Origin of the sequence: Amycolatopsis sp. CFH S0740, from assembly GCF_004522315.1 — a bacterium.
In the GTDB taxonomy this organism is placed as follows: Bacteria; Actinomycetota; Actinomycetes; order Mycobacteriales; family Pseudonocardiaceae; genus Amycolatopsis; species Amycolatopsis nivea.
Map to the genome: position 1 here is coordinate 1 of NZ_SDLS01000044.1, position 26,939 is coordinate 26,939.

The 26,939-nt window shown below is 68.8% G+C and carries 25 protein-coding genes; 16 read left to right on the forward strand and 9 right to left on the reverse strand.

The features are described from left to right. The first annotated feature begins 46 nt into the window (after nt 1–46). The 4 genes from EIZ45_RS47480 (at nt 47) to EIZ45_RS42280 (ending at nt 3,544) form a co-directional block, all read left to right on the forward strand. On the forward strand, nt 47–358 hold the full coding sequence (locus tag EIZ45_RS47480; protein ID WP_134669545.1) for a carboxylesterase family protein: 312 nt from the start codon (nt 47–49) through the stop codon (nt 356–358). A 194-nt stretch (nt 359–552) separates the two neighbouring features. Then, nucleotides 553–1,455, forward strand: coding sequence for an NADP-dependent oxidoreductase (locus EIZ45_RS42270; RefSeq protein ID WP_134669543.1), 903 nt, complete (start codon nt 553–555; stop codon nt 1,453–1,455). 26 nt (nt 1,456–1,481) lie between these two features. After that, entirely contained in the window at nt 1,482–2,972 is a 1,491-nt protein-coding gene (locus tag EIZ45_RS42275; RefSeq protein ID WP_134669541.1) for an MFS transporter, read from the forward strand. Nucleotides 2,973–3,091: 119 nt separating this feature from the next. Beyond that, nucleotides 3,092–3,544: a hypothetical protein gene (locus EIZ45_RS42280; RefSeq protein WP_134669539.1), complete on the forward strand. Its 453-nt coding sequence runs from the start codon at nt 3,092–3,094 to the stop codon at nt 3,542–3,544. A 269-nt stretch (nt 3,545–3,813) separates the two neighbouring features. Here EIZ45_RS42280 and EIZ45_RS42285 read toward each other — a convergent pair whose 3' ends face one another. The 9 genes from EIZ45_RS42285 to EIZ45_RS42325 all read right to left on the reverse strand — a co-directional run bounded on the left by EIZ45_RS42285 (nt 3,814) and on the right by EIZ45_RS42325 (nt 11,659). Continuing rightward, nucleotides 3,814–4,047, reverse strand: coding sequence for a hypothetical protein (locus EIZ45_RS42285; protein ID WP_134669537.1), 234 nt, complete (start codon nt 4,045–4,047; stop codon nt 3,814–3,816). A gap of 15 nt (nt 4,048–4,062) precedes the next feature. Then, a complete protein-coding gene (locus EIZ45_RS42290; protein ID WP_134669535.1) occupies nt 4,063–4,578 on the reverse strand; it encodes an SRPBCC family protein in 516 nt (171 codons plus the stop codon). Between the two features lie 20 nt (nt 4,579–4,598). Beyond that, on the reverse strand, nt 4,599–5,519 hold the full coding sequence (locus tag EIZ45_RS42295) for a VOC family protein (protein WP_134669533.1): 921 nt from the start codon (nt 5,517–5,519) through the stop codon (nt 4,599–4,601). 1 nt (nt 5,520) lies between these two features. Continuing rightward, entirely contained in the window at nt 5,521–6,372 is an 852-nt protein-coding gene (locus tag EIZ45_RS42300) for a fumarylacetoacetate hydrolase family protein (protein ID WP_134669531.1), read from the reverse strand. A 13-nt stretch (nt 6,373–6,385) separates the two neighbouring features. After that, entirely contained in the window at nt 6,386–7,942 is a 1,557-nt protein-coding gene (locus tag EIZ45_RS42305; protein ID WP_134669529.1) for a hypothetical protein, read from the reverse strand. Beyond that, on the reverse strand, nt 7,939–8,499 hold the full coding sequence (locus EIZ45_RS42310; protein ID WP_205670300.1) for an SCO family protein: 561 nt from the start codon (nt 8,497–8,499) through the stop codon (nt 7,939–7,941). Before EIZ45_RS42310 ends, EIZ45_RS42305 begins: the two co-directional genes overlap by 4 nt. Before the next feature lie 55 nt (nt 8,500–8,554). Then, a complete protein-coding gene (locus EIZ45_RS42315; protein WP_037817981.1) occupies nt 8,555–9,496 on the reverse strand; it encodes a LysR substrate-binding domain-containing protein in 942 nt (313 codons plus the stop codon). 45 nt (nt 9,497–9,541) lie between these two features. Further along, nucleotides 9,542–10,024: a DUF6130 family protein gene (locus EIZ45_RS42320; protein ID WP_240690932.1), complete on the reverse strand. Its 483-nt coding sequence runs from the start codon at nt 10,022–10,024 to the stop codon at nt 9,542–9,544. 114 nt (nt 10,025–10,138) lie between these two features. Beyond that, complete coding sequence (locus EIZ45_RS42325) at nt 10,139–11,659, reverse strand: tannase/feruloyl esterase family alpha/beta hydrolase (RefSeq protein ID WP_134669527.1); 1,521 nt, start codon at nt 11,657–11,659, stop codon at nt 10,139–10,141. Between the two features lie 113 nt (nt 11,660–11,772). Here EIZ45_RS42325 and EIZ45_RS42330 point away from each other — a divergent pair, with 113 nt between their 5' ends. The 12 genes from EIZ45_RS42330 to EIZ45_RS42385 all read left to right on the forward strand — a co-directional run bounded on the left by EIZ45_RS42330 (nt 11,773) and on the right by EIZ45_RS42385 (nt 26,937). Then, a complete protein-coding gene (locus EIZ45_RS42330; RefSeq protein WP_134669525.1) occupies nt 11,773–14,484 on the forward strand; it encodes an AAA family ATPase in 2,712 nt (903 codons plus the stop codon). Nucleotides 14,485–14,576: 92 nt separating this feature from the next. Beyond that, entirely contained in the window at nt 14,577–15,599 is a 1,023-nt protein-coding gene (locus EIZ45_RS42335; RefSeq protein ID WP_134669523.1) for an alpha/beta fold hydrolase, read from the forward strand. Between the two features lie 85 nt (nt 15,600–15,684). Further along, a complete protein-coding gene (locus EIZ45_RS42340; protein WP_134669521.1) occupies nt 15,685–16,797 on the forward strand; it encodes a serine hydrolase in 1,113 nt (370 codons plus the stop codon). 274 nt (nt 16,798–17,071) lie between these two features. Beyond that, a complete protein-coding gene (locus tag EIZ45_RS42345) occupies nt 17,072–17,803 on the forward strand; it encodes a glycoside hydrolase family 75 protein (protein ID WP_037820048.1) in 732 nt (243 codons plus the stop codon). A gap of 118 nt (nt 17,804–17,921) precedes the next feature. Then, complete coding sequence (locus tag EIZ45_RS42350) at nt 17,922–18,824, forward strand: nucleoside hydrolase (RefSeq protein WP_134669519.1); 903 nt, start codon at nt 17,922–17,924, stop codon at nt 18,822–18,824. Nucleotides 18,825–18,904: 80 nt separating this feature from the next. Beyond that, complete coding sequence (locus tag EIZ45_RS42355) at nt 18,905–19,318, forward strand: hypothetical protein (protein ID WP_205670299.1); 414 nt, start codon at nt 18,905–18,907, stop codon at nt 19,316–19,318. A 206-nt stretch (nt 19,319–19,524) separates the two neighbouring features. Further along, entirely contained in the window at nt 19,525–21,399 is a 1,875-nt protein-coding gene (gene dnaK, locus EIZ45_RS42360; RefSeq protein ID WP_134669517.1) for a molecular chaperone DnaK, read from the forward strand. A gap of 5 nt (nt 21,400–21,404) precedes the next feature. Beyond that, on the forward strand, nt 21,405–21,887 hold the full coding sequence (locus EIZ45_RS42365) for a nucleotide exchange factor GrpE (RefSeq protein WP_134669515.1): 483 nt from the start codon (nt 21,405–21,407) through the stop codon (nt 21,885–21,887). Continuing rightward, nucleotides 21,887–22,819, forward strand: a complete 933-nt coding sequence (locus EIZ45_RS42370; RefSeq protein WP_134669513.1) for a DnaJ C-terminal domain-containing protein — start codon at nt 21,887–21,889, stop codon at nt 22,817–22,819. The genes EIZ45_RS42365 and EIZ45_RS42370 overlap by 1 nt, the downstream gene beginning before the upstream one ends. Further along, complete coding sequence (locus EIZ45_RS42375; RefSeq protein ID WP_205670298.1) at nt 22,816–23,127, forward strand: chaperone modulator CbpM; 312 nt, start codon at nt 22,816–22,818, stop codon at nt 23,125–23,127. The genes EIZ45_RS42370 and EIZ45_RS42375 overlap by 4 nt, the downstream gene beginning before the upstream one ends. 2 nt (nt 23,128–23,129) lie before the next feature. Next, the gene (gene clpB, locus EIZ45_RS42380; protein WP_134669511.1) at nt 23,130–25,754 is read left to right on the forward strand and encodes an ATP-dependent chaperone ClpB; all 2,625 of its coding nucleotides are present in this window, start codon (nt 23,130–23,132) and stop codon (nt 25,752–25,754) included. 4 nt (nt 25,755–25,758) lie between these two features. Continuing rightward, on the forward strand, nt 25,759–26,937 hold the full coding sequence (locus EIZ45_RS42385) for a CdaR family transcriptional regulator (RefSeq protein ID WP_134669509.1): 1,179 nt from the start codon (nt 25,759–25,761) through the stop codon (nt 26,935–26,937). Nucleotides 26,938–26,939 lie beyond the last annotated feature (2 nt).

A 26,939-nucleotide genomic window follows, 5' to 3' on the forward strand; every position in this document is an offset into this window, starting at 1 on the left:
TGAGGGAATCTGATTCCCTCAAGGAGTCCTTCACGGACCTGTCTGCATGGTCCAACGGGAGCTGATCGGGCCGGGGAACCGTCCTGGCGGGGTTCTCTGCGCGTTGACAAGAACACTGTTCGTTGATAGAACGGTGTTCGTGGAAGCATGGACAGAGCGGCCGGTGGTGAAGACCTCGCACGGCCAGATGCGCGGCGGGACCCCCTCGGGCTTCCGCGGCATTCCCTTCGCTGCGGTGCCCGTGGGCGACCTGGCACCCCAGCCGCCTCGTACCTGGGAGTATGTACTTGACGCCGGGGAGTTTCGGACGGATTCCCGCCCAGGCGTCCTCGTCCGCGATCGAGCCTCGGCAACCTGACCGGTCCGCTGGTCTGGAAATCGCTGGGCCGCAACCGAATGCCGAACTCGCCGCGCTCTCGTCGGCGATGAGAACGGCGCGGACCCGATCGTGCGGCCTTGTCCGGAGCAGCTGTCCGCGCACCTGCGGGCTAGCCACGACTTCCTGTGCCTGCCTCTTCGATCCTCGGCCTCGCGCCGGGAAGGGATTGCCTCATGAAATCGGTCCGGTTCAGCAGCTTCGGCGGCCCGGAAGTCCTCGAACTCGCCGACGTCCCGGATCCGCATCCGGGCCCCGGCGAAGTCCGGATCTCGGTGCGTGCCGCGGGGATCAACGCGAGCGACTGGAAGAAACGTCAGGGCCTGATGGACCAGGAACTCCCGCAGACGATGGGACACGAGGCGGCGGGCGTCGTGGACGAACTCGGCGAGGGCGTCACGGATGTCGCGCTCGGCGACCGCGTGTTCGGATTCTCCGCTTCTGGTGGCGCACAAGCGGAATTGACCGTGCTGTCCTGCTACGCGCCCATCCCGCCGTCGCTCAGTTTCGCCGAGGCGGCTGCCTTGCCCGCCGCAGCCGAGACGGCCGCGCGTGCGCTCGACCAACTCGGCGTCGAGAGCGGGGCCACGGTGCTCGTCAACGGTGCTTCCGGCAGCGTCGGTGCTGCCGCGGTCCAGCTCGCCGTGGCGCGGGGCGCGCGGGTGATTGGCACAGGAAGCCCTGCCACGCATGACTTTCTGAGCTCGCTCGGTGCCGAACCCATTGCCTACGGACCTGGTATGTCAGACCGGGTCCGTGCGCTCGCACCAGACGGCGTCGACCTGGCGCTGGACGTCGCCGGAAGCGGTGTTCTGCCGGAATTGATCCAGCTCGCGGGCGGTCCGGAGCACGTCATCACCATCGCCGACTTCGCCGGTGCCCAGCAACACGGCGTCCGCTTTAGCCGCGGCGACGGCGGGCACGCGCTGTACGTGCTATCTCAACTCGGCGACCTGGTGGAAGCCGGAAAATTCACCCTGCCCGTCGGGCAGACGTTCCCGATGGCCGACGTCGCGGAAGCGCACCGCGTCGGCGAATCGGGCCGGGTACGCGGAAAACTCGTCCTCCTGCCCGGCTGACGGGCCAACTCAATCGAGAGAACTTCATGAACTCTGACCTCTCGCCGACCGGGATCGCCCAGTCGGCTCCCCGAAGCGCGCCCGGAAACGCCGTGCGCCACCAGTACCGCTGGCTGACGCTCGTCGTGCTGAGCCTCGCCCAGCTGATGGACATCCTCGACTCCACGATCGTCAACATCGCCCTGCCGAGCGCACAGCACGACCTCGGATTCCCCGCCGATTACCGGCAATGGGTGCTCACCGGCTACGCGCTCGCGTTCGGCAGCCTCCTGCTCCTCGGCGGCCGGCTCTCCGACTACTTCGGCCGGAAACGGCTGTTCCTCGTCGGCGTCGGCGGGTTCGCCGTCGCGTCCGCGGTCGGTGGCGCCGCCGGGAATTTCACGACCCTGCTGGCCGCGCGAATCGGCCAAGGCGCGTTCGCCGCGATGCTCGCCCCGGCCGCATTGTCCTTGCTGTCCATCACTTTCGCCGACGACGCCAAGGAACGCGGCCGCGCGTTCGGCATCTTCGGCGCGATCTCCGGCGCGGGCGGAGCAGTGGGTTTGCTGCTCGGCGGCGTCCTCACGCAGGGCCTGTCGTGGCGGTGGTGCCTGTACGTCAACCTGATCATCGCGGCGCTCGCGTTCGCCGGCGGACTAGTCCTCCTCCGCGACGGCGACCGGCCGCAGCGGGTCCGGCTCGACGTCGCGGGCACGGCCGCGGTGGTGCTCGGCCTGATCGGGATCGTCTTCGGTCTCGGCACCGCGGAACGCAATGGCTGGCACGACATCCGGACACTCGGACCGGTGCTCGCGGGCGTCGCGCTCATCGCCGTGTTCGTCGTCGTCGAACGCCGCACCGCCCACCCGCTGCTGCCGCTGCGGGTGATCCTCGACCGGGTCCGCGGCGCCGCGTACCTGACCTTGGGCATCACCGGGACCGGAATGTTCGCGATCTTCCTGTTCCTCACCTTCTATCTCGCGAACACGCTGGGGTTCAGTCCGCTGCAGACCGGCGTCGCGTTCCTTCCGATGATCGGCCTGGTCATGGCGGGAGCGGTGTTCTCCGGGGCGGTGCTCCTGCCGCGCTGGGGGCCTCGGCCGATCGTGCCGCTCGGCTGTCTCCTCGCCGCCGTCGGCATGGTCATCCTCACCGGAATCGGCGCGGACTCGAGCTACGCGGGGAACATCCTGCCCGCCCTGCTCGTCACCGGGATCGGCTTCGGATTCATCTTCGGCCCGGTGCAGAACGCCGCGACCAGCGGAGTCCGGCCGCACGACGCCGGGGTGGCGTCCGCGCTGGTGACGACGGCCCAGCAGATCGGCGGCTCCGTCGGAACCGCGGTGTTCAGCTTGCTCACGACGTCCGCGATCGCCGGCTACCTGGCCGCACATCCAGGAACCCTCGCCGCGGCGACCTTCGCCGGATACCACCTGGTTTTCTGGACTGCGGCGGCGGTTTTCCTGTGCAGCGCGCTGCTGGCCGCGGCGCTGTTCCGCAGTGGTCCGTTGCCGCTGCCCGCAGACCCGGCGATCTGAGACGCGAACGCTAGCCTGGTGGTATGGCAGACACCCGTCCTGGAGGCCGGGCGGCGCACAATGCCATGCGCGAGTCGCCGTCCGGAGTTCTGGGTCGCGCGCGGCATAGACTGGCCTGCGTGGCCGGCCAGAAACTTCTAGCTTTCCTCCGCGAACTGCGGGCGACCACCACCTGGAAGGTGACCGCCGACGACACCTCGGTGAGATGGCAACTCGGCGGGTTAACGTGGCAGACCACGGTGATCGTCGACCCTCGGCGCTGGCTCGGGCTGGAGTTCGAGGCACGGGTCCCGGCGACCGGCAAGCTTGTCACGTACGACATCGACACCGACCTGTACGACATCACGCAGGAGCGTCAGCGCGAGTTCGCCGAGGAGATCGAACGCGACATCATCGAGTTTCTCGACAACCTGCGGAAGGGCTCGATGCTGCGCGGAACCGACGGCGCGCTCGTCTTCCCGCTCGACGGCTCGTGGATCCGCGTCGTCCGAGGGCGGTTCCTGACCAGCGCGTCGACGCACGCCGATGCTGCGGCAGCCCGGGCCGGTGGTGACTATGCCGTGGTGCGGTAAGGGCTGCTGATACTTCACCGGGTTGCCGTTGAGATCGCCGCCGTCGCACGGCCAGGGTCCGTCGTCCAAGGGGCCGAGCCCGCTGCCGTCGTCCGAGAAACCGGCCGCGATGCGGTCGGCAGCGATCAACAGTGGCTGCCAGCGTGCCGCGGCGAGGTCGGTGTCCTCTGGTGCCAGAGAACCGAGCGGGATGGCGGTCGGCCAGACTGACCGGCCATCGGAAGCCAAGACACGCAGACGCCGTCCGCCAGCAGGACGAACGCGCCGAGCTATTCGTGCTCGAGCGCGACCGAGCGGAGGACCGCGCCGACGAAGTCGAGTTCGGCCAGGACGTAGCCGTCCGCGTCTCGGTCGGCGATCCACACCGTCCCGGCGAGGCTGACCACCGGCGGGTACGGGTGGCCGTCGGCACGCTGCTGCCAGAGGACCGCACCCGAGGAATCGAATGCGGTGTACGTGAGGGGAACCCTGACGGAATCAGATTCCCCCAGGGTTCCCCTCACGTACCTCGGCAGCGCTTACGCGGCAGTGCCCTCGATGTGCGCCTTCAGCAGTTCCAGTCCGGGCTGGATGCGGGCCGAGTCCTCGACCGGGTGCGGGCCCGCCGGTTCGGTGGGCGGGACCAGGCGCTCGAACAGGCGGCAGAACAGCGTCGTGCCGTCGCCGAGGTCGAAGGTGGTGAAGGTGGCGATCGCGTGCATCGCCGGCGCCAGGGTTCCGTCGTCGAGCACGTCGCGGCCGACCACTGTCCACAGTTTGCCCGGCACTCGCGCGACGACGGTGTACAGCTTCGGCTTTTCGTTCAGGTCCGGCACGATGGTTTCGAGCAGCACGTCGCCGAGTTCGGCGGGGACGTCCGGAGTGCCGCGGCGTACTTCGGTTCCGGTGGCCATCGGCAGCCACTTCGGCAGGTTCGACCAGGTGGTCACCCAGTCGTAGACCTCCTGCGCCGGGCGGTTGACCACGATGCGGTTTTCGACGAAGCGGATGTTCAGGTTGTCCGGGATCTGCGGGACGTACAGTGCGGTGGACATGATTGTTCTCCTTTTCGGGGTTATTTGGAGGAATGCTGACCGGTCATGAGCGCGCCGAGGTCGTCCGGTTCGAGGAACGACGGCGGCGGGGGCGGGCCCCAGCTGAACAAGCCCTGTGCGCCTTCGAAAACCTCCGGCGTCCAGATCTCGTCCTCGGGGATGCAGTCCATGTCGGCGTAGTACTCGCTGAAGTTCCCCGCCGGGTCTTTGAGATACCAGAAGAAATTGGACCCCGCGTGATGGCGGCCGAGGCCCCACACGTGCCGGTCGGGGTGGCCGTTCAGCATCGCTGCTGCGCCGCGGCCGACGTCGTCGATGTCGTCGACCTGCCACGACGTGTGGTGCAGGAAGTTCACCGGGGCCGCGAGCGCCAGCACGTTGTGGTGATCCACCGAGCAGCGCATGAAGGCGCCTTTGTGCCCGATGTAATCGCTGACCTTGAAGCCGAGTGCCTCGGTGAAAAAGCGCATGGTGGCGTCGAGATCGGTGGTGCCCACTACGCAGTGGCCGAGTTTCTTCGGACGGATCGGGTACTCGCGCACGACACCGGGCGCGCGGCCTAACCGTTCGATGCGGCCGGGGCCGTTGTACGGCGTGGCCAGGACGGGGTTTTGCGTGATCCGCGGCGAAATCTCGACCCGGACCGTGAATCCGGAGACTGGCTCGATCGCGCAGACGGCGGTGCAGCTCTCAGTGCTGACTACGCCGAGCCGGTTCAGGCGCGCCGCGGTTCGGGCGAGGTCGTCGGCGTCGTCGACTCCCACGCCGAGTTCGAGCAGTTGCCGGTACGGCGCGTGCCGGACGCGCAGCTGCTCGCCGCCTTCGAGGGTGGTGAAGGATCCGTCGCCGACATGGGTGAGTCCGAAATCGGCGTAGTAGGCAATGGTTTCCGCGACATTCGGCACACCCATCGTGACGCGGGTCAGCCGGTGCATCCCCATGTCAGTCCTCCAGCGCGGCGACGAAGGTCTGCCGCATTTCGCCGAGACCTTCGATCCAGCTGACCAGTTCCTCCCCGGCCCGCAGGAACCGTTGCGGCGTACGGCCGACACCGACCCCGGACGGGGTTCCGGTGAAGACGAGATCGCCCGGGTACAGGGTGATCGTCTGCGACAGCGCGGAAATCAGCCGGGCGACCGGGAAGATCAGCTCGCGGGTCCGGCCGTCCTGCACGGTCTCGCCGTCGACCGCGCAGCCGAGCGCCAGGTCGTCGCGGTCCGCCAGTTCGTCCGGCGTGACCAGCCACGGCCCGACCGGGGCGAAGTCCGGGAAAGACTTGCCGAGGCTGAATTGCGGGGCCGGGCCGGCCAGTTGCGAGACCCGTTCGGAGAGGTCCTGTCCGATCGTCACCCCGGCGATGTGCTCCCACGCTTCGGATTCCGCGACGTGGTGCGCGGTTCGTCCGACGACCGCGACGAGTTCCACCTCCCAGTCGACGTTGCCGCCCGGCGGCAGGACGACCTCGGCGTCGGGACCGGTCAGTGCGGAAACGAATTTGGTGAATACCGGAGGAAGGCCGTCGGGCGAGGCGAAACCGGATTCCGCGGCGTGTGCGTCGTAGTTGAGTCCGATCGCGACGATCTGCCGCGGCTCGGGGGAGGGCGGACCCAGCTGGGTCCGGGCGAAGACGACATCGGGTTCGGCGGTGACCTTTTCCGCCCAAGCCTGGAATTCGGTCCAGTTGCGGTACAGCGAGCCGAGGCCGAAGAGGCCGCCCGACGCCTTGGCGACGTCGATTCCCTTGTCCTCGGCGGTCAGCAGGACGGCCCGGCCGTCCACATTGGCCAGTTTCACGGGGTTCTCTTTTCTAGAAACAGAGTGTCAGATTGGTCCGGACGGCGAGCGGGAGACTGACGACGAGATCGGTCCCCTCAGACCGGGTGCGGAGGCCGGGCGAATCGGCGGCGAGCACGTCGTCGCGGAACAGTTTCCAGGGCCGGTCGACGTTGCCGATCCGCAGCGTCACGTCGGCCGGTTTCCCGGCCACTGGCCGCAAAGTCAGTGCCAGCAACGACTTTTCCCGTTCGTACCAGGCGCGGACGAATTCGGCGGGGCCCTCGATCGCCGTCACCGCGGGCTCCCGGAAATGTTCCGCGGTCCACGGATGGTGATACATCTTCCACAGCCCGTCGGCGACGTTCAGCCGGGCGTAGCCGAGCATCGCGTTGCCGGTCAGCCGGTCCATGAAGATCATGTTGCCGTTCTCGTCGAACGACCGGTCCTCGCGCGGGTAGAACAGTCCTCCGTTCTCCCAGGTCGGGTTCAGGTAAGCGTCGGCGTAGCCGAGGAGGCCGCGCAGGTTCTCGTGATCGCCGACCTCGGCCATGCAGGCCGCGACGTAGCCGAAAGCCGGGGCGCGCCAGGCGAAATCCAGGTCGCGGGCGAACTCCGGTTCCCGGCCGGCGAGGCGCGCCTTGCGGGCTTCCAGCGCCGCGGTCGGTTCGGCGAGGGTGACCAGGCCGTCCGGGGTGCGCCGGATTTCGTCGCGGATCTGGTCGGGATAGAGCCGGTGCACCAGGTCGCGGCTCCAGGCGTTCAGGTTCAGCGCCGTCCAGGCGTTGCCGCCGCCTTCCAGGGGCATCTCCGGCCGGTTCTGCTCGACCAGCCAGAGCCGCCAGTACTCGCCGTACTCGTTGAGGATGCCCCGTTCGTCCCACGCCGCCTGATAGTTCCGGGTGACCTCCTCGGCGACCGACGTGCTTTTGCGCAGGTCGAGGAACCGGAAGCCGAGGATCGGGAACTGGTTGCAGACGAGGAAAAGGCAGTTGGGTTCGCAGACGATGCCGTACCAGCCCTGTTCGGCCATCTGCCAGTACAGGTTGTCGGCGAGCGAGCTGAGCGAGTACTCGTAGATCTCGGTGCCGAGTCCTTGGAAGAGCGGGTCCCAGCGGAAGGAAAGCGCGCCTGCGCGGTCGTACTGGTCGCTGTCGAACAACATGCTGTGCATACCGAGAATCGCGAAGAACCGGCCGCTGTACATGATGTTTTCCTTGACCACCGGATCGCGCCAGCCTTCGCGCAATTCGGTCAGGTCAGGGTTGTTGCGGATGCTTCCCCGGCTGGTCTCGCGCCAGTACGCCCACACTTCCGGAAGCTGCATTTTCCGGATGATCTCCTCGAACACCGGCCGGAACGCGGCGGGGGCGGCGGGAAGATGGTGGAAATGCGCGAAACCCAGCGTGTAAGCCATCTGGGTCAGCTGGTAGCGGTAGGCGTCGGTCCATTCCTGGCCCCACCGCATGCTGCCCATGTTCGCCCATTCGTTGTCCTGCTGGGCGATCAGATTGCGCACGTGCTGGACGTGGCCCGCTTGCTTGTCGTCGAGTGCCGGATACCCCGAGATGTCCGGGGCGGTCGGCGTCACCGATCCGCCAAACAGGACTTCAGCGCGGCGGCGATGTCGTTGCTGTCCACCGGATCCACGAAGTGGGTGAGGTATTCACCCTCGGGGCCCATGAGGTAGGTGAACGCGCTGTGCGGCATCCGGTAGCCGTCGGGGTCGTCGACGCGCCGGGAGTGCACGTGGTAGGCCTTCTTCGCCGCCTCGATTTCCGCGGCGGGCCCGGTCAGCCCGGTGATCCGCGGATGATTGGCCGCCAGGAAAGCGCGCATGACCTCCGGGGCGTCGCGTTCCGGATCGACCGTGACATAAAGGGCTCGCACTCGATCCGCGAGATCGCCGAGGTGGTCGAGCGCCTGGTCGATCCGGGCCAGCGCGGGCGGGCACACGGTCTGGCAATGCGTGAAGCCGAAAAAGACGAGGAGGTATTTTCCGAAATAGGAACGTTCGGTGACCGCGGTGCCGGAATCGTCGATCAGCCGGAAACTTCCGCCGACTGTCGGAACCGGGCGCGAAATCGTCGCGGAAGCGGAACCGGACCCGGATCCGGGAGGGGTGCAGCAGGAGGAATTCATTTCCATGACTCACACGCTAGGAGCCGTGGTCATGCCCGTCCAATGCCGCGTTGGCGCTCGGCTATGTCGGTTGGGTATAGCCGCTGATGGTCGCCCGGATCTCGGCCGCGACCTCGTCCAGTTTTCGCATCATGAGCAGCATCGTCGGGGTGAGCTGCCGGCCCGCGGGCAGCGTGACGCCGACCGATTCCACGATGCCGAGGTCGATCGGCAGCGCGGACAGCTCCGGTTCGGTGTCGGCGACGAGCTGCGGCATCACGACCAGGGTGTCGGTCTCGAGCGCGATGGCGCGCACGGCGAGGAACGAACCGCATTCGATGCGGTTGGCCGGGGTGGAGAGGCCGCGGCTCAGGAGCTGTTCCTCGAATTGCCGTCGCTGCGGGTTGTCGGCGGGCGGCATCGACCAGAGTTCGCCGACCAGATCGGCGAGCGTGAGCCCCGGCCGCCGGTGCGCCGGATGCTGGCTGCGCGCCACTACGCGAGCGGGCTCGTAGTAGAGGTGGTGCTGGCGCAATCGGTCGTTGTTCGCCGGTTCGAGCGTGCCGACGACCAGGTCGACGTCGCCCGCGAGCAGCGCCTCGTACAGCGCCTCCGGGCCGCCGTGCCGGATGATGACGGTCAGGTCGGGGGCGACGGCTTTCACTCGCGCGACCGCGCGGGGCAGCAGCACGCTCGCCCCGGCGAGGAAGGTGCCGATCGTGACGGTGCCGGCGTGGCCGTCGACGAGTTCTTCGAGATGCCGCCCGGCTTGGCGGAGTTCGGCGAGCACTGCCCGGGCGTGGTCGACGAAGACCTCGCCGAACAGCGTCGCCGTCATCCCGCGCGGGCTGCGCTCGAACAGTTCGACCTTGAGGATCGACTCGAGTTCGCGCAGCCCGCGGGTCAGCACCGGCTGCGTGATGTGCAGCCGTTCGCCCGCGGCGACCAGCGAGCCCTGTTCGGCGATCGCCACGACGTAGCGCAGATGGCGCAGCTTGAGCCTGCCGTCGGCGAGATCGGTCATCGGGAACGCTCGGCTGGTCGCATGCGCCCGATTCTGCCGGTCCGCTCAGTGGTGGCCGCCCGCCGGCACGACGAAACTGACGGTTTTGCTGTCCAGGACGTGGTGCGTCGGGTCGGCCAGCCCGATCCACACCTTGTGCGGGCGGGGCGGCAGCGCCTGGATGATCAGCGGTTCGCCGCTGCCGTCGGCCCAGTGCCAGGGCGCGTCGTCGACCGTCACGTGGATGTGGCCGATGCGCGGCGAGACGTCGAGCGCGGCCGGGCCGTAGACCGGGACGATGCGCAGGTTTTCCGCCCGGTAGCGCAGGACGACCAGGCCTTTCGCGAGCTGTTCCGGCAGCGGCGCGTCGACGGTGAGCGCGGGCGGCGGCTGGGACGGCAGCGGCACGACGGGGGCGGGCGGCCACCCCGAGGCCGCGGCGGGCGGAGGGGCGGAGGTCACCGGAGGAGCGGGAACGGCGGAAGCGGAGCAGGCGGTCGCCAGCAAAGCGGCTGAACCGAGGATCGCGGTGCGAAGAAAATGAGCCATGGAAAGAAAACTAGGCAGCTGTTGATCATCTTCGCGTCGGTCGGACGACCGGATCGCTGTACGTCATGAGGGAAGTGCCGTGCGTGCCGCTGGGGTCGGCACGCACGGCACAGGTCAGCGGCAGCGGTAGCTGGACGCGTCGGCGGGGTCGCCGTAGCCCTTGTACCGCGAGACCCGCGGGTACGCGCACAGGTCGCGGGTCTGCTTCCCGTCCGCGGTGGCGGCCGCCAGGGTGGCCGGGGCCTTGCCGTGCTCGACCCAGTCGACCAGCGCGCCGAGCGGGTTGGCGGGCGTCGCGCCCGTCCCGCCGCCGCAGTGTTCGACGCCGGGGGCCAGGAACAGCCGGTAGAAGTCGTTCACCCGGTGGGAGCCGCCCATCGCCCGTTCGACCTCGGCGCGGTAGCGCAGGGTGCCGCCGGGCGGGATGAGCTGGTCGTCCGTGCCGACGAAGGTCAGCAGCTTGCCGCCGGTCCGGCGGAAGGCCGACAGGTCCGGGTCGGCGGTGCCGATGACGTCGTCGTACTCCCGCACCGACTGGCGGAACACCTGCGCGAACTGCGCGTAGCTGAGCTTCGAGACGTCGAAGTCGGCCTGCTTCTCCACGAACGACTGCACCCACTTGACCGCGACCGGGAACCCGGTGGCGTACGGGCTGTCGCCGGTTCCGGCCAGCCAGGTGAAGTCCGCGCCCTTCGGGAGGCCGTCCCACAGCTTCCGGCCGCGTTCGTCGGTCGGCCCGGCCCAGATCTTGCGCATGACGTCGGCGTCCTTGGCCGTGACGGTGATTTCCTTGCCGTCGCAGAGGACCTTCGTGCCGATCAGGGAGCGCGGGTCGTAGCTGCACTCGTCCGGCCGGTCGACGATGCCGTTCTTGACGCCGTCGTTCGCGTCGCACGCCTGGACCGCGGCCTGCCGGAACGCGGTGAAGACGCACGCGCTCGGGAAGTCGTGCTCCTGGTTCATCACGATCTGCGGCCAGAGCGTCGCGACCGCGAACTGCGTCCAGTGGACCGCGGGCGCGTTCGCCAGGATGCCGTCGAAGTCGCCGGGGTAGTTCTGCGCCTCGGAGTAGCCCTGGCGGCCGCCGGTCGAGCAGCCGTTCCAGTACGAGTAGGTCACCGGCCGGTGGTAGAACCGCTGCGTGACGTCCTTGCCGATCAGCGCGGCCTCGTGCACCGAGCGGGTGGCGAAGTTCGTCAGCAGCGGCTGGTCGACCTTGCCGGGCGCGGTCAGTGCCCACGAGGTGTCGAGGCCGGACAGGACGCCGGCGTCGGTGGTCACGCCCGCGTAGCCGTCTTTGGCGGCCTGGGCCAGCGGTGCGCCGAAGTCCCCGGCGGCGTACGCGCTTCCGCCGACTGCCTGGAGCCGTCCGGTCCAGCCGGTTTGCGGCAGGGCCACCCCGACCTTGACGTGGTCATTGGCCCCGGGATGGGTGAGCGTGACGGTGATTTCGCAGTAGCCGGGCTTGGCTTCGGCCTGCACGGATTCGATCTTCGCGCCGCTGGGCGCGGTGACCGGGACGGTGGCGCAGGCGGTGGTTTCGGCCGCCGCGGCGCTGGGCGCGAGCTGGGTGACGGTGGTCACCAGCAGCGCCGCGAGCGGCAACGCCGAGAGAAGTGTTCGGGTGCGTCTCATCGCTTTCCTTTGTGGAGGGTCGCTTTCGCCTGAAACTAAGGCGGCCGCCGCACCCTTCGCGCCCGTCGGACGACGCCGTTGACGTACGTCGTCGCCCGGTATCGTCAGGGATCATGACGCTGCGCGGACGGGACGCCGAGCTCAAGGAGCTGACCGAGCTGGTGGACGGCCCGGAAGGACGCGTCGGCGTCCTCGTCCGGGGCGAGGCCGGCATCGGGAAGTCCGCGCTCGCCGGCGCGGCGGCCGCGGCCGCGTCGGTCGCGGGCATGCGGGTGCTGCGCACGACCGGCGCCGAGGCCGAGCAGGACCTCGCGTACGCCGGGCTGCACCAGCTCCTGCACCCCATTCGCGCAGGTGTGGCCGGGCTGCCCGCGCCGCAGCGGACGGCGTTGGAGACCGCGCTCGGACTCGCGGACGGACCGGAACCCAGCGCATATCTGGTCGGGCTCGCCGCGCTGACACTGCTGGCCGACACCGCCGCCGCGAAGCCGGTGCTGGTCATCGCCGAGGACGTCCACTGGCTCGATCGCGCCAGCGCGGACGTCCTGGCCTTCGTCGCCCGGCGGATCGAGACCGAACCGGTCGCCCTGCTCGCGACGCTCCGCGACGGATCCGGTCCGCTGGCGGACGCCGGGCTCAGCCTGATGCCGCTCGATCGCCTCTCCGACGAGGCCGCCGCGGAGCTGCTGGACTCGGTAGCGCCGAGGCTCGACCCGATGGTCCGTACCCGGCTGCTCGCCGAATCCGCGGGTCATCCGCTCGCGCTCACCGAGCTTCCGGCCGCGGTGGCCGACCTCGACGTGCTCGATCCGGTCCTGCCGCTGACCGAACGGCTCGAGCGGACGTTCGCCTCCCGGGTCGCGACGCTGCCGGAAGCCACCCGCGCCGCGCTGCTGGTCGCGGCGCTCAACGAGACCGGGTCGATCGCGGAAACCCTTGCCGCGACGGGAGTTCTGCTCGGCACGCCGGCGGAACCCGAGGTGCTGAGCCCCGCTGTCGACGCCCGGCTGGTCGAGTTCGCGGTCGGGTGCCTGACCTTCCGGCATCCGCTGATGCGGTCGGCCATTCCCGCGGCGGCGACGCTCAGCGAGCGTCGGCGGGCGCAGCTCGCGCTGGCCGAGACGGTGCGCGAACAGCCGGATCGGCGCGCCTGGCACCAAGCCCGGGCTGCCGCCGGTCCGGATGAAACCGTGGCCGCGGCCTTGGAATCGGCCGCCGACCGAGCGCGGCGGCGAGGCGGGGCTGCGGCGGCGATCGCGGCACTCGAGCAGGCGGCGCAGCTCAGCGAAAACCCGGACGCGCGGGCGGATCGGTTGCTGCGGGCCGCCGAGCTGGCCGTCGAATCCGGTCGCCGCGAGACTGCCGAACGGCTGGTGCGCGAAGCCCGGAACGGGTCGCTTTCCGCGCGCCGGAAGGCCACCGCGAGCCAGTTGCTCAGCGGTTTCGAGGACGGCGTCCGCGAGGATCCCGCCCGGATCGGGGAGTTGGCGGCGCTCGCCGAATCCGTCGCCGCCGACGGGCAGGACGACGCCGCGATGCGGATCCTGTGGGGCGCGGCGATGCGGTGTTTCTGGGCCGAACCCGGCGCGACAGCCCGTCAGACGCTGCTGGACGTCGCTGGGGAGCTGCCTCGCCCGGACGACGACCCGCGCCTGATCGCGGTCGCTGCGTACGTCGCGCCGTTCGAGCGTGGCACCGCGGTCCTGGCGCAGCTTCGGGTACTCGCGGGCGCGACCGGGGCCGATCCGGAAACCGACCGCTACCTGGGCAGCGCGTCCTTGCAGGTAGGCGCCTTCGACCTGGCCGCCCGCTTCTCGACGGCCGCGGTGCCGGGCCTGCGCGCGCAGGGCAGGCTCGGGTTGTTGCCGCGGGCGTTGGCCGTCCAGGCGTGGAGCCGGGTCCGGCTCGGCGACCTGGCTGGCGCGGCACCGTCTGCCGCCGAGGCGGTCCGGCTCGCGCAGGAGACCGGGCAGCCGTTCATGGGCGGGCTGGCGCTGGCGGTCCAGGCCGAGATCGCCGCGCTTCGCGGTGACTACAAGCAGGCCAACGCCCTCGCTGACGAGGCCGAACGCGCTGGGCTCGCCGCCGGAGCGCGTCCGGTGCTGGCCACAGTCCAGCTCGCGCGCGGGCTCGTGGCGTTGAGCGAAGGCCGGTACGAGGACGCGTTCGCCGACCTGCGCCGGTTGCTCGACCCCGCGGATCCGGCGTATCAGCTGGCCCTGCGCGCGTACTGCGTCGCGGAGCTGACCGAAGCCGCCGTCCGGGCCGGGCAAACCGATGCGATGCGGGAAATTCTGGCCGAGCTGGAGCCGTTGGGAGCCGCGTCCGAGGCACCGGCGCTGCACATCGGCCTGCGGTACGCGCGAGCCGTGCTCGCTCCGAAGGAAACCGCCGAAGACCTGTTCACGGCGGCTTTGCAGGCGGACTTGAGCGGATGGCCTGCCGAACGCGGACGGGTCCACCTGGCGTTCGGCGAGTGGTTACGGCGGCAGCGCCGGGTGGTCGAATCGCGGGCGCACCTGCGTACCGCGCGGGAGACTTTCGACGCGCTGGGCCTGACGGCGTGGGCCGAGCGGGCGCGGCGCGAGTTGCGCAGCGCGGGGGAGTCGAGCCCGAACCGGAGCCCGGACGCGCGCGACAAGCTGACGCCGCACGAGCTGAGCATCGCGCAGCTGGCCGCTGAGGGGCTGACGAACCGGGAGATCGGGCAGCGGCTCTATCTTTCGCACCGGACCGTCGGGACCCACCTGCACCGGATCTTCCCGAAGCTCGGCGTGAGCTCCCGCGCCGAGCTGGCCGACGCGGTGCGGGCGCTCGGCGACTGACTTACGCCGGTTGCGTCATCCGACGGGCGCGGGCGGGCGGCCGGACTCTCTAGCGTCGAGGCCGTCCCACGGTCTTGCGCACAGGAGTTCAGATGATCAGCAGGAGACGATTCACCCAGATGTTCGCGGCCGGTGTGGCAGCGACCTCGCTCGCCGCCTGCTCGTCGCCCGCCGCTTCGCAGCCCGTGGCTCCCGACCTGCGGGCGGGTTCGGGCGAGCACACCTCGCTGGGCACGATCAAGCACGCCGACGCCGGAGTCGTGAGCATGGCGTACGCCGAATTCGGCCCGGCGGGCGGCAAACCGGTGATCCTGCTGCACGGCTGGCCGTATGACCCGTACAGCTACGCCGACGTCGCGCCGTTGCTTGCCGCACAAGGGTTCCGGGTGATCGTCCCGTTCCTGCGCGGGTTCGGCCCGACGGTGTTCAAGTCCGCGGACACGGTCCGCAACGGGCAGCAGACGGCCATCGCGCTCGACGTCGTCGCGCTGATGGACACGTTGAAAATCGACAAAGCGATCCTCGGCGGATACGACTGGGGTTCCCGGACCGCCGCGGTGATCGCCGCGCTGCGGCCCGAGCGGTGCCAGGCCGTCGTCCCGGTCAGCGGGTACATCGTCGCCAACCTCAAGGCGAACCTGCAGCCGCTGCCCCCGGCCGCCGAACTGGGCTGGTGGTACCAGTATTACTTCGCGACCGAGCGCGGCCGCGCGGGCTACGCGGCGAACCGGCACGATTTCAACAAGCTGATCTGGAAGACGGCTTCGCCGACCTGGCATTTTGACGACGCGACGTACAACCGCAGCGCCGCGGCGTTCGACAACCCGGACCACGTCGCGATCGTCATCCACAACTACCGCTGGCGGCTCAGCCTCGCCCCCGGCGAACCGCGATACGACGCGGACGAACAGAAACTCGCCGCGGGCGCGACCATCGGCGTCCCGGCGATCACCCTGGCCAGCGACTTCGACGGCGCGGCCAAGGACGGCAAGGGCTACCGCGCCAAGTTCACCGGAAAATACGAGCACCGGATCCTCGACGGCATCGGGCACAACGTGCCGCAGGAGGCGCCGCGGCCGTTCGCGCAGGCGATCGTGGACGCGGCCAAGCTCTGAGGATTCATCGAGGTTTGATCGAGAGCGAATACGGTGCGCACGCCTCTCGCCGGAAACCCGGCGGCTGTCGAACTTGAGGAGTGCGATGAGACGCAAAGCTTTCGGTGCCGTGGCGGTCGCGGCCGCCTTGATCGGCCTGGCCAGCCCGGCTTCGGCGGAAACTCCCGCCGACATCCTCCAAGCGGGCGCCCAGGCCGGCGTCAGCGCGGGATACCCTGGGGTGATCGGGCTGGTCCGCAACGGCGAAAGCACGCAGTACATCCACGCCGGATACGGAAACCTCACCACCAAGACCCCGGCGGACCCGAAAGCGCGGTTCCGGATCGGCAGCGACACCAAGGCGTTCACCGCCGCGGTGCTGCTGCAACTGGAAGCCGAAGGCAAGCTCTCCCTCGACGACACCATCGCCCGCTGGCTGCCCGGCGCGGTGAACGCCAACGGGAACGACGGCACGAAGATCACCGTCCGGCAGGTGCTGCACCAGACCTCCGGATTGCCGGACTACACGGGCGACTCGCGGTTCATCAACTCCTACGTCGCGAATACCAACCCGCGCCAGGCGTGGCCGCCGCAGACGCTGGTGGACATCGCGACGTCGCATCCGTCGCTGGGCACGTCGTTCCACTACTCGAACACCAACTACATCCTCGCCGGCATGGTGATCAAGGCGGTGACCGGAAACGAACCGGCCGTCGAGATGCAGCGGCGCATTTTCGAGCCGCTCGGATTGAGCAACACCTCGTTCCCGACCGCCGACCCGGGGTTGAGCGGCAATTACCTGAACGGCTACTACATCTCGTTCGGCGTGTTCTACAACGACTTCACCGTGTCGAATGTGCAGGCCTTCGGGACCGCGGGCGCCATTGTGTCCACAGAGGACGATCTGGCGACGTTCGAACGCGCGCTGTTGAGCGGAAAGCTCCTGCCGCCGCAACAGCAGGCCGAGCTGAAGACGACGGTGCCGATCGACAACGCGGGCAACCAGTACGGGCTGGGGATCGGCCTTTCGCCGACGGCCTGCGGAATGGCGTGGAATCACAGCGGCGGGGTGCTCGGCTACTTCAACACGTGGCTGACCAGCGACGACGGCAGCAAGCAGGTGCTGGTGGCGGCCAATGAGAACCATCTGGCCGGAGCCGCGACCCGGGGGCAGACCACGCTCGGCAACGCGGCGCTGAAGGCCTACTGCGCGTCCTAGGCCCGCTGTCGGTCGTGAGGGGAGCCCTGCGGGAATCAGATTCCCTCAGGGTTCCCCTCACGTGCGGTCCGGTCCGTTGGGCTCGGCTGGGCGGCCGAGTTCCGGTCAGCGGCACCTGTCCGGCGTGGATTCCCAGCACCAGGCGGCCGCCGCGGACTTTCTGGGAATCACCTCGTGACACGGGCCGGTCACGGGTGGTTCACTATGTTAGGAAGTTTTCCTAATGAAGGCTGGAGGTCGCCCGGTCATGTCATCCTCCCGTAGGCGTTTCGCTGTGGTCGGCGCCGCCCTGGCGCTCGCCGTGCCGCTCGCGGTCAACTCCGCGCACGCGGAAACCGCCGACGCCACCGCCAAGTCCTATACGGCCGCGCAGGTGCTGGCCGGTGTCAAGAAGAACAGCACGGACGCGAACAAGGTCAACTCCAAACCGCACATCAACACCATGACGCGGGCCAAGAACGTCAACGTCTACCAGGTGGCGAAGGGCGTCTACGCCTACGGTTCCGGACTGGCCGTCGACACCGACGGCAGCGACCCCGACCCCGATCCCGACCATCAGGGCACGACGACTTTCAAGGACAGCAACGGAAAGTCGCTCGGCGCGCACCACGTGCCGTTCTACGTCCTCGGCGACGACTGCTACGACAAGAAGAGCCCCTGCCCGCATTTCTTCTACAAGGAACACGGCATCAAGGGCCGTCAGTTCGCGCTGATGTTCTACAAGAGCAAGGTGATCGGTGCGATCTTCGGCGACACGCAGACCGCCAACGACCAGGACACTTCGGACAACGACTCGCGCGAATTGGGCGAGGCGTCGGTGAAGGCGGCTTCGCTGCTGGGAATGAACAGCAGCGGCACTGACGGCGGCGTCGACAACGGCGTGACCGTGGTGATCTTCTCCGGTTCGGACTGGGTCGTGAACGGCACCAACTCCAACCTGAACGCGACCGCCCAGGGCATGGTCACCAAGGCGCTGGACAGCCTTGGTGCGAGCATGGGTATCTGATTTCTCCGCCGAACGCGGTCACTGCCGAGGCTTGCAGTGGCCGCGTTTGACGTGTTGTTCTCCGGTTCGGTTGACGGCGAAGTTTGCGCTGTTCGCCAGTCTCCGGAGAAGATGTCTTATGGCGACCACGACCACCGTCATTGTCGACCAGGACGGCGGTGTCGACGACGCGCTTGCTCTCGTTCTCCTGGCCCGTACGCCCGGGGTGGAGATCGTCGGCGTGGGTTCAGTGCACGGCAACGTGTCCGCGGCGGCCGCGGCCGACAACGGCTTGCGAGCGCTCGAGCTCGCGGGGGATCACTCGACAGCGGTCGCGGTAGGAGCTTCTGATCCGCTCGCCCGTCCTCTGCATCTCGCCCACCCCGAAGATCTGCTGGGCAAGGCGGCGGGTTTGCCGAAGCGGACGCCCGTACGGGAGGAAACCGCCGCCGAGCAACTAGTGCGTCTTGCCTGGGAGAGCCCCGGCCGGGTCGATCTTCTGACGCTCGGCCCGCTCACCAATGTCGCGCTCGCTCTGCAGGCTGAACCCGAGTTGCCCCGGCTGGTCCGGCGTGTGGTGTCGATGGCTGGCGCGTTCGAGGTGAAGGGCAACATCAGCGACTGCGCGGAAAGCAATGTGTGGCACGATCCGGAGGCAGCGGCCCAGGTCGTGGCGGCTGGGTTCGACCTGACGCTGGTTCCTCTCGATGTGACCCGCAATGCCACCGTCACCCGGCTATGGCTCGAACGCCTCGCTGCCGATCAGGACCGGCTGTGGGGGCGGATGGCGGCGATGCTCCTTGCCATACCGGGAAAGTTACCGGCTTTTCCGCTGCATGACCCCTTGGCCGCCGCGGTCCTGCTCGACCCGTCGATCGCCACATTCCGCCACGCGTCGGTCACCGTCGACGTCGGGGAGCGGCGTGGGGAGACTCGAGCTGGGGAGGCGACACGCGGGGCGAACACGGCTGTCGTCGTTGCCGCTGATGCCAGCGCCCTGCTCGCACAGTTGACCCACGCTTTGCTGCCTGGTCGGCGCTAGGAGAGTGGCTTGTGGAAATTTCTTTCTCGCCGAGTCCCGTCTACACGCCTGCTGGGCGAGAACATGCCCATGCTGACGGCTTGGCTGCCATTTCCCAACACGATTTGCAGTGGTATTTCTTCCTCGGCCAGCTTTCGATCTCCCATGCCGGAATCGGGATCGGGCCTCCGTGGGGCTGGGTGCCGCTGTTCGACGCCATGTTCTGCGTGCGGAACGTGATAGCCGTCGCCCGGACAGGAAGCGGAACCTGGACGATCGACTTCACCGAGAACGCCGAACTCATCGTTTTCGACTTCGATCGAGGTTCCCTCCGGGTCACTCCGACCTATCTGGATGCCGTAGTGCATTGCTCCGCCGACGAATTCGTCGCCGCTGGGACGGGTTTCATCACGGGAGAACTGCGCCGGGTGCTGGCCGAGTACCCCTCGCTGGCCCGCAACCAGGCTGCTCGGACGCTGGCGCGGGACGTGGGGCTGGAGTTCCCCGCCGGGTAGCGCGGCTTCCCCGGCCGACCCTTTGTGTCGCGGAACAATCTTCTTTGGCGCGCCCCACAATCGCAAGACAATTCCCCTGGAAAACGCGCCGGTAAAGATCATCCCGTGTTGACGCCCCCTTTCCTCCTCCAGTACACCAGACCTCGGACTCGCCCTGTCCGGAGGTATTCGGGCAGGAGAAGAAAATCCCGGAAAGGAACGGCGTCGTGGCGAAAGCGGTGGGCATCGACCTGGGGACGACCAACTCGGTCATCGCGGTGCTGGAGGGCGGTCAGCCCGCGGTGATCGCCAATGCGGACGGGGCTCGGACGACCCCGTCGGTGGTCGCGTACACCGATTCGGGCGAGCGGCTGGTCGGGCAGCTCGCGCGGCGGCAGGCGATCATGAATCCGAAGGGGACGATCTCGTCGGCGAAGCGGTTCATCGGCCGCCGGTTCGACGAGGTGGCCAGTGAGATCGACGCGGTGTCCTACGACGTCGTGCCGGGGCCGGACGACGCGGTGCGGTTCGACGTGCACGGCAAGAAATACGCGCCGGAGGAGGTTTCGGCGCTCGTGTTGCGCAAGCTGGTGGACGACGCGTCGAAGTTCCTGGGCGAGAAGGTCACCGAGGCGGTCATCACGGTGCCGGCGTATTTCAACGACGCGCAGCGGCAGGCGACGAAGGACGCGGGCCGGATCGCGGGGCTCGAGGTGTTGCGGATCATCAACGAGCCGACCGCGGCGGCGCTGGCTTACGGGCTCGACAAGAAGCAGCACGAGACGGTGCTGGTGTTCGACCTCGGCGGCGGCACGTTCGACGTCAGCGTGCTGGACATCGGCGACGGCGTCGTGGAAGTGCGCTCGACCGCGGGCGACACGCATCTCGGCGGCGACGACTTCGACCGCCGGGTCGTCGACCATCTCGCGGACCAGTTCGAGCAGGAGAACGGCATCGACCTGCGGGCGGATCCGCAAGCGCTGCAACGGTTGTTCGAGGCCGCGTCCAAGGCGAAGGAAGAGCTGTCCTCGGTCACGCAGACCACGATCAACCTCCCGTTCATCACCGCGGACGCCTCGGGGCCGAAACACCTGAACACGACGTTGATGCGCTCCACTTTCGACCAGATCACCTCCGACCTCGTCGAGCGCTGCAAGGTGCCGGTGGAGCGGGCGCTGGCCGACGCGAAGCTCACCGCGAACGACATCGACGAGGTGATCCTGGTCGGCGGTTCGACGCGGATTCCGGCGGTGCAGGCGCTGGTGCGGCGCATGACCGGCGGCAAAGACCCGAACATGACGGTCAACCCGGACGAGGTCGTCGCCCTCGGCGCGGCGGTCCAGGCGGCCATCATCAAGGGCGAGGCCAAGGACGTCCTGCTGCTGGACGTCACCCCGCTTTCTCTCGGCATCGAGACGATGGGTGGCGTGATGACCAAGGTCATCGACCGCAACACCACGATCCCGGCCCGGCGCAAGGAAACCTTCTCCACCGCCGAGGACAATCAGTCCGCAGTGGACATCGTGGTCCTGCAGGGCGAACGCGAGAAGGCGGCGGACAACCGGGTGCTCGGCCGGTTCCGGCTCGAGAACATCCCGCCCGCCCCGCGCGGCGTGCCGCAGATCGAGGTCACCTACGACATCGACGCCAACGGTATTCTCAACGTCTCGGCCAAGGACACCAACTCCGGCCGGGAGCAAACCATCACCATCTCCGAAAGCTCCAATTTGGACTCCGCGGACGTCGACCGCATGGTCGCCGACGCCGAGGCGCACCGGGCCGAGGACGCGAAGCTGCGCGAGATCGTCGACGCGCGAAACACCTTGGACAGCGCCGTCTACCAGGTGGAGAAAAGTGTCTCCGAGCTGGGCGACGCGGTGCCGGTCAACGAGAAGGCCCGCGCGGAGAACCTTGCCGTGGACGCCCGGGACCTCCTCAAGCAGGACGAGCCGAGCCTGGCGAAGCTGCGGTCGATGACCTCGGAACTCCAGCAGTTGTTCCACGGTCTGTCCGCGGTCGCGTCCACCGCGGGCGACGCGCCCGGTGCGCAATCCCCAGACGACGGCGACGACGTGGTCGACGCCGAATTCACCACCTCCTGACCGCCATGGAGAACCAGCAGCAAGACGCCGCGCAACCGGAAAGCAGCACCGAACTCCAGGCCAGAGTCGCCGAGTTGGAGAACAACTGGCGCACGGCGCTGGCCGATCTGGACAACCTCCGCAAGCGCACCGTCCGGGACACCGTGCAGGTGCGGCAGCAGGAGCGCAAGCGGGCGGCCAAAGAACTCCTGACCGTGCTGGACAACTTGGACCTGGCCATCGGGCACGCCGAGGCGGACCCCGCAACCATTGTTGCCGGGGTGCAAGCGGTGCGTGCGCAGGCTGACCTGGCGATGTCCAACCTCGGGTTCCCGCGGCACGCGGACGACCAGGGGGAACCGTTCGATCCGCAGGTGCACGAGGCGGTGTCGGTCGTTCCGGCGGTGGGCGTCGAGCCGGGCACGGTGGTCCAGGTCGTGCGCCCCGGCTACGGCGGCGCCGAGAATCAGTTGCGGCCCGCGGCGGTCGTGGTCGCGAAGGCGGATTGATGAGCGACAGCGAGGACTTCTACGAACTGCTCGGCGTCTCCCGGTCAGCCAGCCAGGACGAGATCCAGAAGGCGTACCGCAAACTCGCCCGCAAGTACCACCCGGACGTCAACAAGGACCCGGGGGCGGAGGAGAAGTTCAAAGCCGTCTCCGAGGCGTACGACGTGCTTTCCGAACCGGAGAAACGCAAGCGTTACGACGCGTTCGGCAAGGACTTCCGCCAGGTTCCCCCGGACATGGACCCGGACACCTACGCGCGCGCCAAGGCAGGCGGCGGTTTCCAAGGCGGCTTCCAGAGCAGCGGTTTCCAGAGCGCCGAAGGAGTCAACTTCGAGGACCTCTTCGGCGGCATGTTCGGCGGCTCCAAAGGCCGTCAGCGCGGTCCGATCCCCGGCGCCGATCAGGAAGCTGGCGTCGAGATCCGCCTGGAGGAGGCCTTCCACGGCGGACGGCGATCGTTCACCCTCGACGGTCCGGAGGGTTCGCGCACGGTCGACCTCAACATCCCGGCCGGAGTGACCGACGGCAAACGCATCCGGCTGGCCGGGCAGGGCGGTTACGGCAGCGGCGAAGGCGCGCCGCGCGGCGACCTGTACCTGGTGGTGCACCTGGTGCACGACAAGCGCTACCGGGTAGAAGGCCGGGACGTGACCGTCGATCTTCCTTTGCTGCCTTCGGAAGCAGCGCTGGGCGCGACCGTCGCCATGGACCTTCCCGGCGGCGGCGAAGCGAAACTGAAGATCGCGGCGGGAACGTCCAGCGGACGAAAGCTGCGGTTGCGCGGCCGCGGCATCCCGAACAACCGCGGCAACCCCGGCGACCTGTACGCCGCGGTCAAGATCGTCGTCCCCCAGCACCTGACCGACGAGCAGCGGAAGCTCTACGAGGAGCTGGCCGCGGCCACCGACGACAACCCGAGGAGGCCGGGATGACCTACGCGCTCGTGCGCCGCAGCCCCGGCGCGGCGCATCTGGACCTGCCGACGTTCGCCCACGCGACCGGCCTGCATCCGGAGCTGGTCCGCCGGTTCACCGTGCTGGGCCTGCTGGAACCGGTCGAGGACGCGCGCGGCGAATGGTGGTTCCCGGTCGCGCAGGTGTCCGCGGCGGCCCGGATTCAGCGGCTGCGCGCCGGGTTCTCGCTGAACTACGCCGCGGTCGGCCTGGTCGCCGATCTGCTCGACCGCATCGCGGACCTCGAAGCGGACCTCCGTACCCGACCCCGACGCAGCGGAGACTGACCATGGATCCCAACCGGCTCACGCAGAAATCCCAGGAAGCGCTGCACGCCGCCCAAACCGCCGCGCTGAAGTACGGCCAGCCGGAGGTCGACGGCGAACACCTGCTGCTCGCACTGCTCGACCAGCCCGACGGGCTCGCGTCCCGGCTCCTCGAAGAGGCGGGCGCGGACCCGGCGCGGCTCAGGCAAGAGCTGGAAGCGGAACTCGGCCGCCGTCCCAAGGTGAGCGGCCCCGGCGTCGCGCCCGGCGAAACCCGCGTGACCGCCCGGCTGGCCCGCGTGCTCGACGCGGCCGATCGCGAAGCGGGGCGGTTGAAGGACGATTACGTGTCCGTCGAACACCTCGTCGCGGCGTTGCTGGAGGAGGGGAGTTCGAGCGCGGCCGGACGGCTGTTGCGCGGCGCGGGCCTGACCCGGGACAAGTTCCTGGAGGTGCTGCGGAAGGTGCGCGGAAACCAGCGGGTTACCTCGGCGACGCCGGAATCCGCTTACGAGGCCTTGGAAAAGTACGGTCGCGACCTCGTCGCCGACGCGGCGGCGGGCAAGCTGGACCCGGTCATCGGACGCGACGCGGAGATCCGGCGGGTGATCCAGATCCTGTCGCGCAAGACGAAGAACAACCCGGTGCTCACCGGCGATCCGGGCGTCGGCAAGACCGCGATCGTCGAAGGGCTCGCGCAGCGCATCGACCGCGGCGACGTGCCGGAAGGCCTCAAAGGCAAGACGGTCTTCTCGCTCGACCTCGGCGCGCTCGTCGCGGGCGCGAAGTACCGGGGCGAGTTCGAAGAGCGGCTGAAAGCGGTGCTCAACGAGGTGACCGCGGCCGAGGGACGGATCCTGTTGTTCGTCGACGAACTGCACACCGTCGTCGGCGCGGGTGCCACCGAGGGCGCGATGGACGCGGGCAACATGCTCAAGCCGATGCTCGCCCGCGGCGAACTGCACCTGATCGGCGCGACCACGGCGGACGAGTACCGCAAGTACATCGAGAAGGACGCCGCGCTCGAACGACGGTTCCAGCCGGTGCTGGTGGACGAGCCGTCGGTCGAGGACGCGATCTCGATCATGCGCGGGCTGCGCGAGCGGCTCGAAGTGTTCCACGGCGTGAAGATCCAGGACAGCGCGTTGGTCGCGGCCGTCGTGCTGAGCCATCGGTACATCTCGGACCGGTTCCTGCCGGACAAGGCGATCGACCTGGTGGACGAGGCGTGCGCGATGCTGCGCACGGAGATCGACTCGATGCCCGCCGAACTGGACGAGCTGAGCCGGCGGCTGACCCGCACCGAGATCGAGGAAGCCGCGCTGGCCAAGGAGACCGACGCGGCGAGTCACGCCCGGCTGGAAGAACTGCGTCGCGAACTGGTCGATCTGCGCGCCGAGGCGGGCGGGATGCGGACGCAGTGGGAGGCGGAACGCTCCGCGCTGCACAAGGTGCAGGCGCTGCGGGAGGAGATCGAGCAGGTCAGCCGGGACGCCGACGCGGCCGAGCGGGCCTACGACCTGAACAAGGCCGCCGAACTGCGCCACGGCAAGCTTCCCGAGCTGGAGCGTCGCCTGGTGGGCGAGGAAGAACTGCTCGCCACGCGGCAGGCGGGCACCCGGTTGCTGCGCGAGGTCGTGACGGAGGAGGAGATCGCGGCGGTCGTGTCGCGCTGGACCGGCATTCCGGTCAGCCGGCTGCAGGAGGGCGAGCGGGAGAAGCTGCTGCGCCTGGACGAACTGCTGCACGAGCGCGTGATCGGGCAGGACGAGGCGGTGCAGCTGGTCGCGGACGCGATCATCCGGGCACGGTCGCGGATCAAGGACCCGCGCCGTCCGATCGGGTCGTTCCTGTTCCTGGGCCCGACCGGGGTCGGCAAGACCGAACTGGCGAAGGCGCTCGCCGCGGATCTGTTCGACACCGAGGACAACATCGTCCGGATCGACATGAGCGAGTACCAGGAACGGCACACGGTCTCGCGGCTCGTCGGCGCGCCGCCCGGGTACGTCGGCTACGACGAGGGCGGCCAGCTCACCGAGGCCGTGCGGCGCAAGCCGTATTCGGTGGTGCTGTTCGACGAGATCGAGAAGGCGCACGCGGACGTGTTCAACACGCTGCTGCAGGTGCTCGATGACGGACGGCTGACCGATTCGCAGGGCCGCACGGTCGATTTCCGCAACACGGTGATCATCATGACCTCCAACATCGGCGCGCATTTCCTGCTCGACGGCGTCAATGCCGAGGGCGAGATCACCGAGTCCGCGCGCGACGAGGTGATGGCGGCGCTGCGCGGCCACTTCCGGCCGGAGTTCCTCAACCGCATCGATGACATCGTGCTGTTCAAACCGCTGACGCTGCCGGAGATCGAACGGGTTGTCGAACTGATGCTGGGCGAACTGCGCAAGCGGCTCGCCGAGCAGAACATGACGCTGGAGGTGTCCGACAAGGCGCTGCGTTTCATCGCGGAACAGGGCTTCGACCCGGTGTACGGCGCCCGGCCGCTGCGCCGGTTCCTCGCCCGCGAGGTCGAGACCCGGATCGGGCGCGCGCTGCTCGGCGGCGAAGCGCACGACAACACGGTCATCGACGTCAGCCTCGACAACGGCGTGCTCACCGTGACGTGCCGGGACCACGCGGCAGCGGCGTGATCCGATGACCGCCGGCGAGCTCGTCGCGTGGGTCCGGCAACGGCTGCCGCGGCTGATCGAGGACATCTGCGCGACGGTGTGCGAGCGGATCGACCTCTACCGCGACGAGAAGATCGTGCCGCGCGCGGACCTGCACCGTTCGGTCGCGGTCAACGTGCGGTTCCTGGTCGACGCGCTCGGCGGGATCGAGGACCCGGACCAGGGCGCACCGCAGGAGACCGGCAGCAGGCGCGCGCACCAGGGCGCGCCGCTGCCGGAGGTGCTGCAGGTGTACCGGATCGGCACCGCGATGCTGTGGGACCTGCTGGCCGGGCACGCTCGCGAGACCGGCAGCACCGACGTGCTGATCGACGCGGCCAGCCTGCTCTGGCAGGTCACCGACGAGCACGCGGTGCACGTGACCGAGGCTTACCGGACGGCGAGCGCGGAGCTTCTCGTTGCCCAGCAACGGCGTCGCTCCGCGTTGGCCGAGGCGTTGTTCACCGGCCAGCGTCTCTCCGGCGCCGGACCGTGGGAAGCCGGGCGCCTGCTCGGCCTGCCTCCCGACGGCAAACTCGCCGTCGTCGCGGCCGAGACGCGCGGGCTGGCCGAGGAGAGCCTGGTCGGCATCGAACGGCGGCTCGGGCAGCTCGGCATCGTGTCGGCGTGGCAGCTCACTCCGGCCTGGCAAGCCGGGCTGGTTTCGTTGCGCGACGAGCAATACCGCGCGGTGCTGGCGGTGCTCAATGAGGTGGCGCTGACCCGCACCGGCGTCAGCCCGCTGTACACATCGCTCGCCGACACTCCGCGCGCGCTGCACCTGGCGCGGACCGCACTTGCCAGCGGACCGCCCGAACGCGTCGAGGTCCGCGCGTTCGATCCCAGTCCGCTGGCCGCGCTCGTCGCCTACGACCCCGACGAGGGCCGTCGGCTCGGCGACCAGGTCTTCGGCCCGGTCCTGGATTTGCCCGCCGACGAACGAGATCTCCTCCTGGAGACCCTCGAGGCCTACTTCTCCGGCGGCGGCTCTTCTGAACGCGCCGGGCAGATCTTGCACTGTCACGCCAACACCGTCCGCTATCGGCTGCGGCGGATCCGGGAACTCACCAACCGGTCGCTGACCGACCCGCGCGACGTGGCCGAACTGGTCACCGCGATGCAAGCGCTGCGCGTCGACACTCAAGCCCACTCTCAAAGGAACTGACG

Coding starts and splice junctions, on each gene's coding strand:
- EIZ45_RS47480 (WP_134669545.1), top strand. CDS start 47: ATGGTCCAACGGGAGCTGATCGGGCCGGGGAACCGTCCTGGCGGGGTT.
- EIZ45_RS42270 (WP_134669543.1), top strand. CDS start 553: ATGAAATCGGTCCGGTTCAGCAGCTTCGGCGGCCCGGAAGTCCTCGAA.
- EIZ45_RS42275 (WP_134669541.1), top strand. CDS start 1,482: ATGAACTCTGACCTCTCGCCGACCGGGATCGCCCAGTCGGCTCCCCGA.
- EIZ45_RS42290 (WP_134669535.1), bottom strand. CDS start 4,578: ATGTCCACCGCACTGTACGTCCCGCAGATCCCGGACAACCTGAACATC.
- EIZ45_RS42295 (WP_134669533.1), bottom strand. CDS start 5,519: ATGGGGATGCACCGGCTGACCCGCGTCACGATGGGTGTGCCGAATGTC.
- EIZ45_RS42310 (WP_205670300.1), bottom strand. CDS start 8,499: ATGGAAATGAATTCCTCCTGCTGCACCCCTCCCGGATCCGGGTCCGGT.
- EIZ45_RS42315 (WP_037817981.1), bottom strand. CDS start 9,496: ATGACCGATCTCGCCGACGGCAGGCTCAAGCTGCGCCATCTGCGCTAC.
- EIZ45_RS42320 (WP_240690932.1), bottom strand. CDS start 10,024: ATGGCTCATTTTCTTCGCACCGCGATCCTCGGTTCAGCCGCTTTGCTG.
- EIZ45_RS42325 (WP_134669527.1), bottom strand. CDS start 11,659: ATGAGACGCACCCGAACACTTCTCTCGGCGTTGCCGCTCGCGGCGCTG.
- EIZ45_RS42330 (WP_134669525.1), top strand. CDS start 11,773: ATGACGCTGCGCGGACGGGACGCCGAGCTCAAGGAGCTGACCGAGCTG.
- EIZ45_RS42335 (WP_134669523.1), top strand. CDS start 14,577: ATGATCAGCAGGAGACGATTCACCCAGATGTTCGCGGCCGGTGTGGCA.
- EIZ45_RS42340 (WP_134669521.1), top strand. CDS start 15,685: ATGAGACGCAAAGCTTTCGGTGCCGTGGCGGTCGCGGCCGCCTTGATC.
- EIZ45_RS42350 (WP_134669519.1), top strand. CDS start 17,922: ATGGCGACCACGACCACCGTCATTGTCGACCAGGACGGCGGTGTCGAC.
- EIZ45_RS42365 (WP_134669515.1), top strand. CDS start 21,405: ATGGAGAACCAGCAGCAAGACGCCGCGCAACCGGAAAGCAGCACCGAA.
- EIZ45_RS42370 (WP_134669513.1), top strand. CDS start 21,887: ATGAGCGACAGCGAGGACTTCTACGAACTGCTCGGCGTCTCCCGGTCA.
- EIZ45_RS42375 (WP_205670298.1), top strand. CDS start 22,816: ATGACCTACGCGCTCGTGCGCCGCAGCCCCGGCGCGGCGCATCTGGAC.
- clpB (WP_134669511.1), top strand. CDS start 23,130: ATGGATCCCAACCGGCTCACGCAGAAATCCCAGGAAGCGCTGCACGCC.
- EIZ45_RS42385 (WP_134669509.1), top strand. CDS start 25,759: ATGACCGCCGGCGAGCTCGTCGCGTGGGTCCGGCAACGGCTGCCGCGG.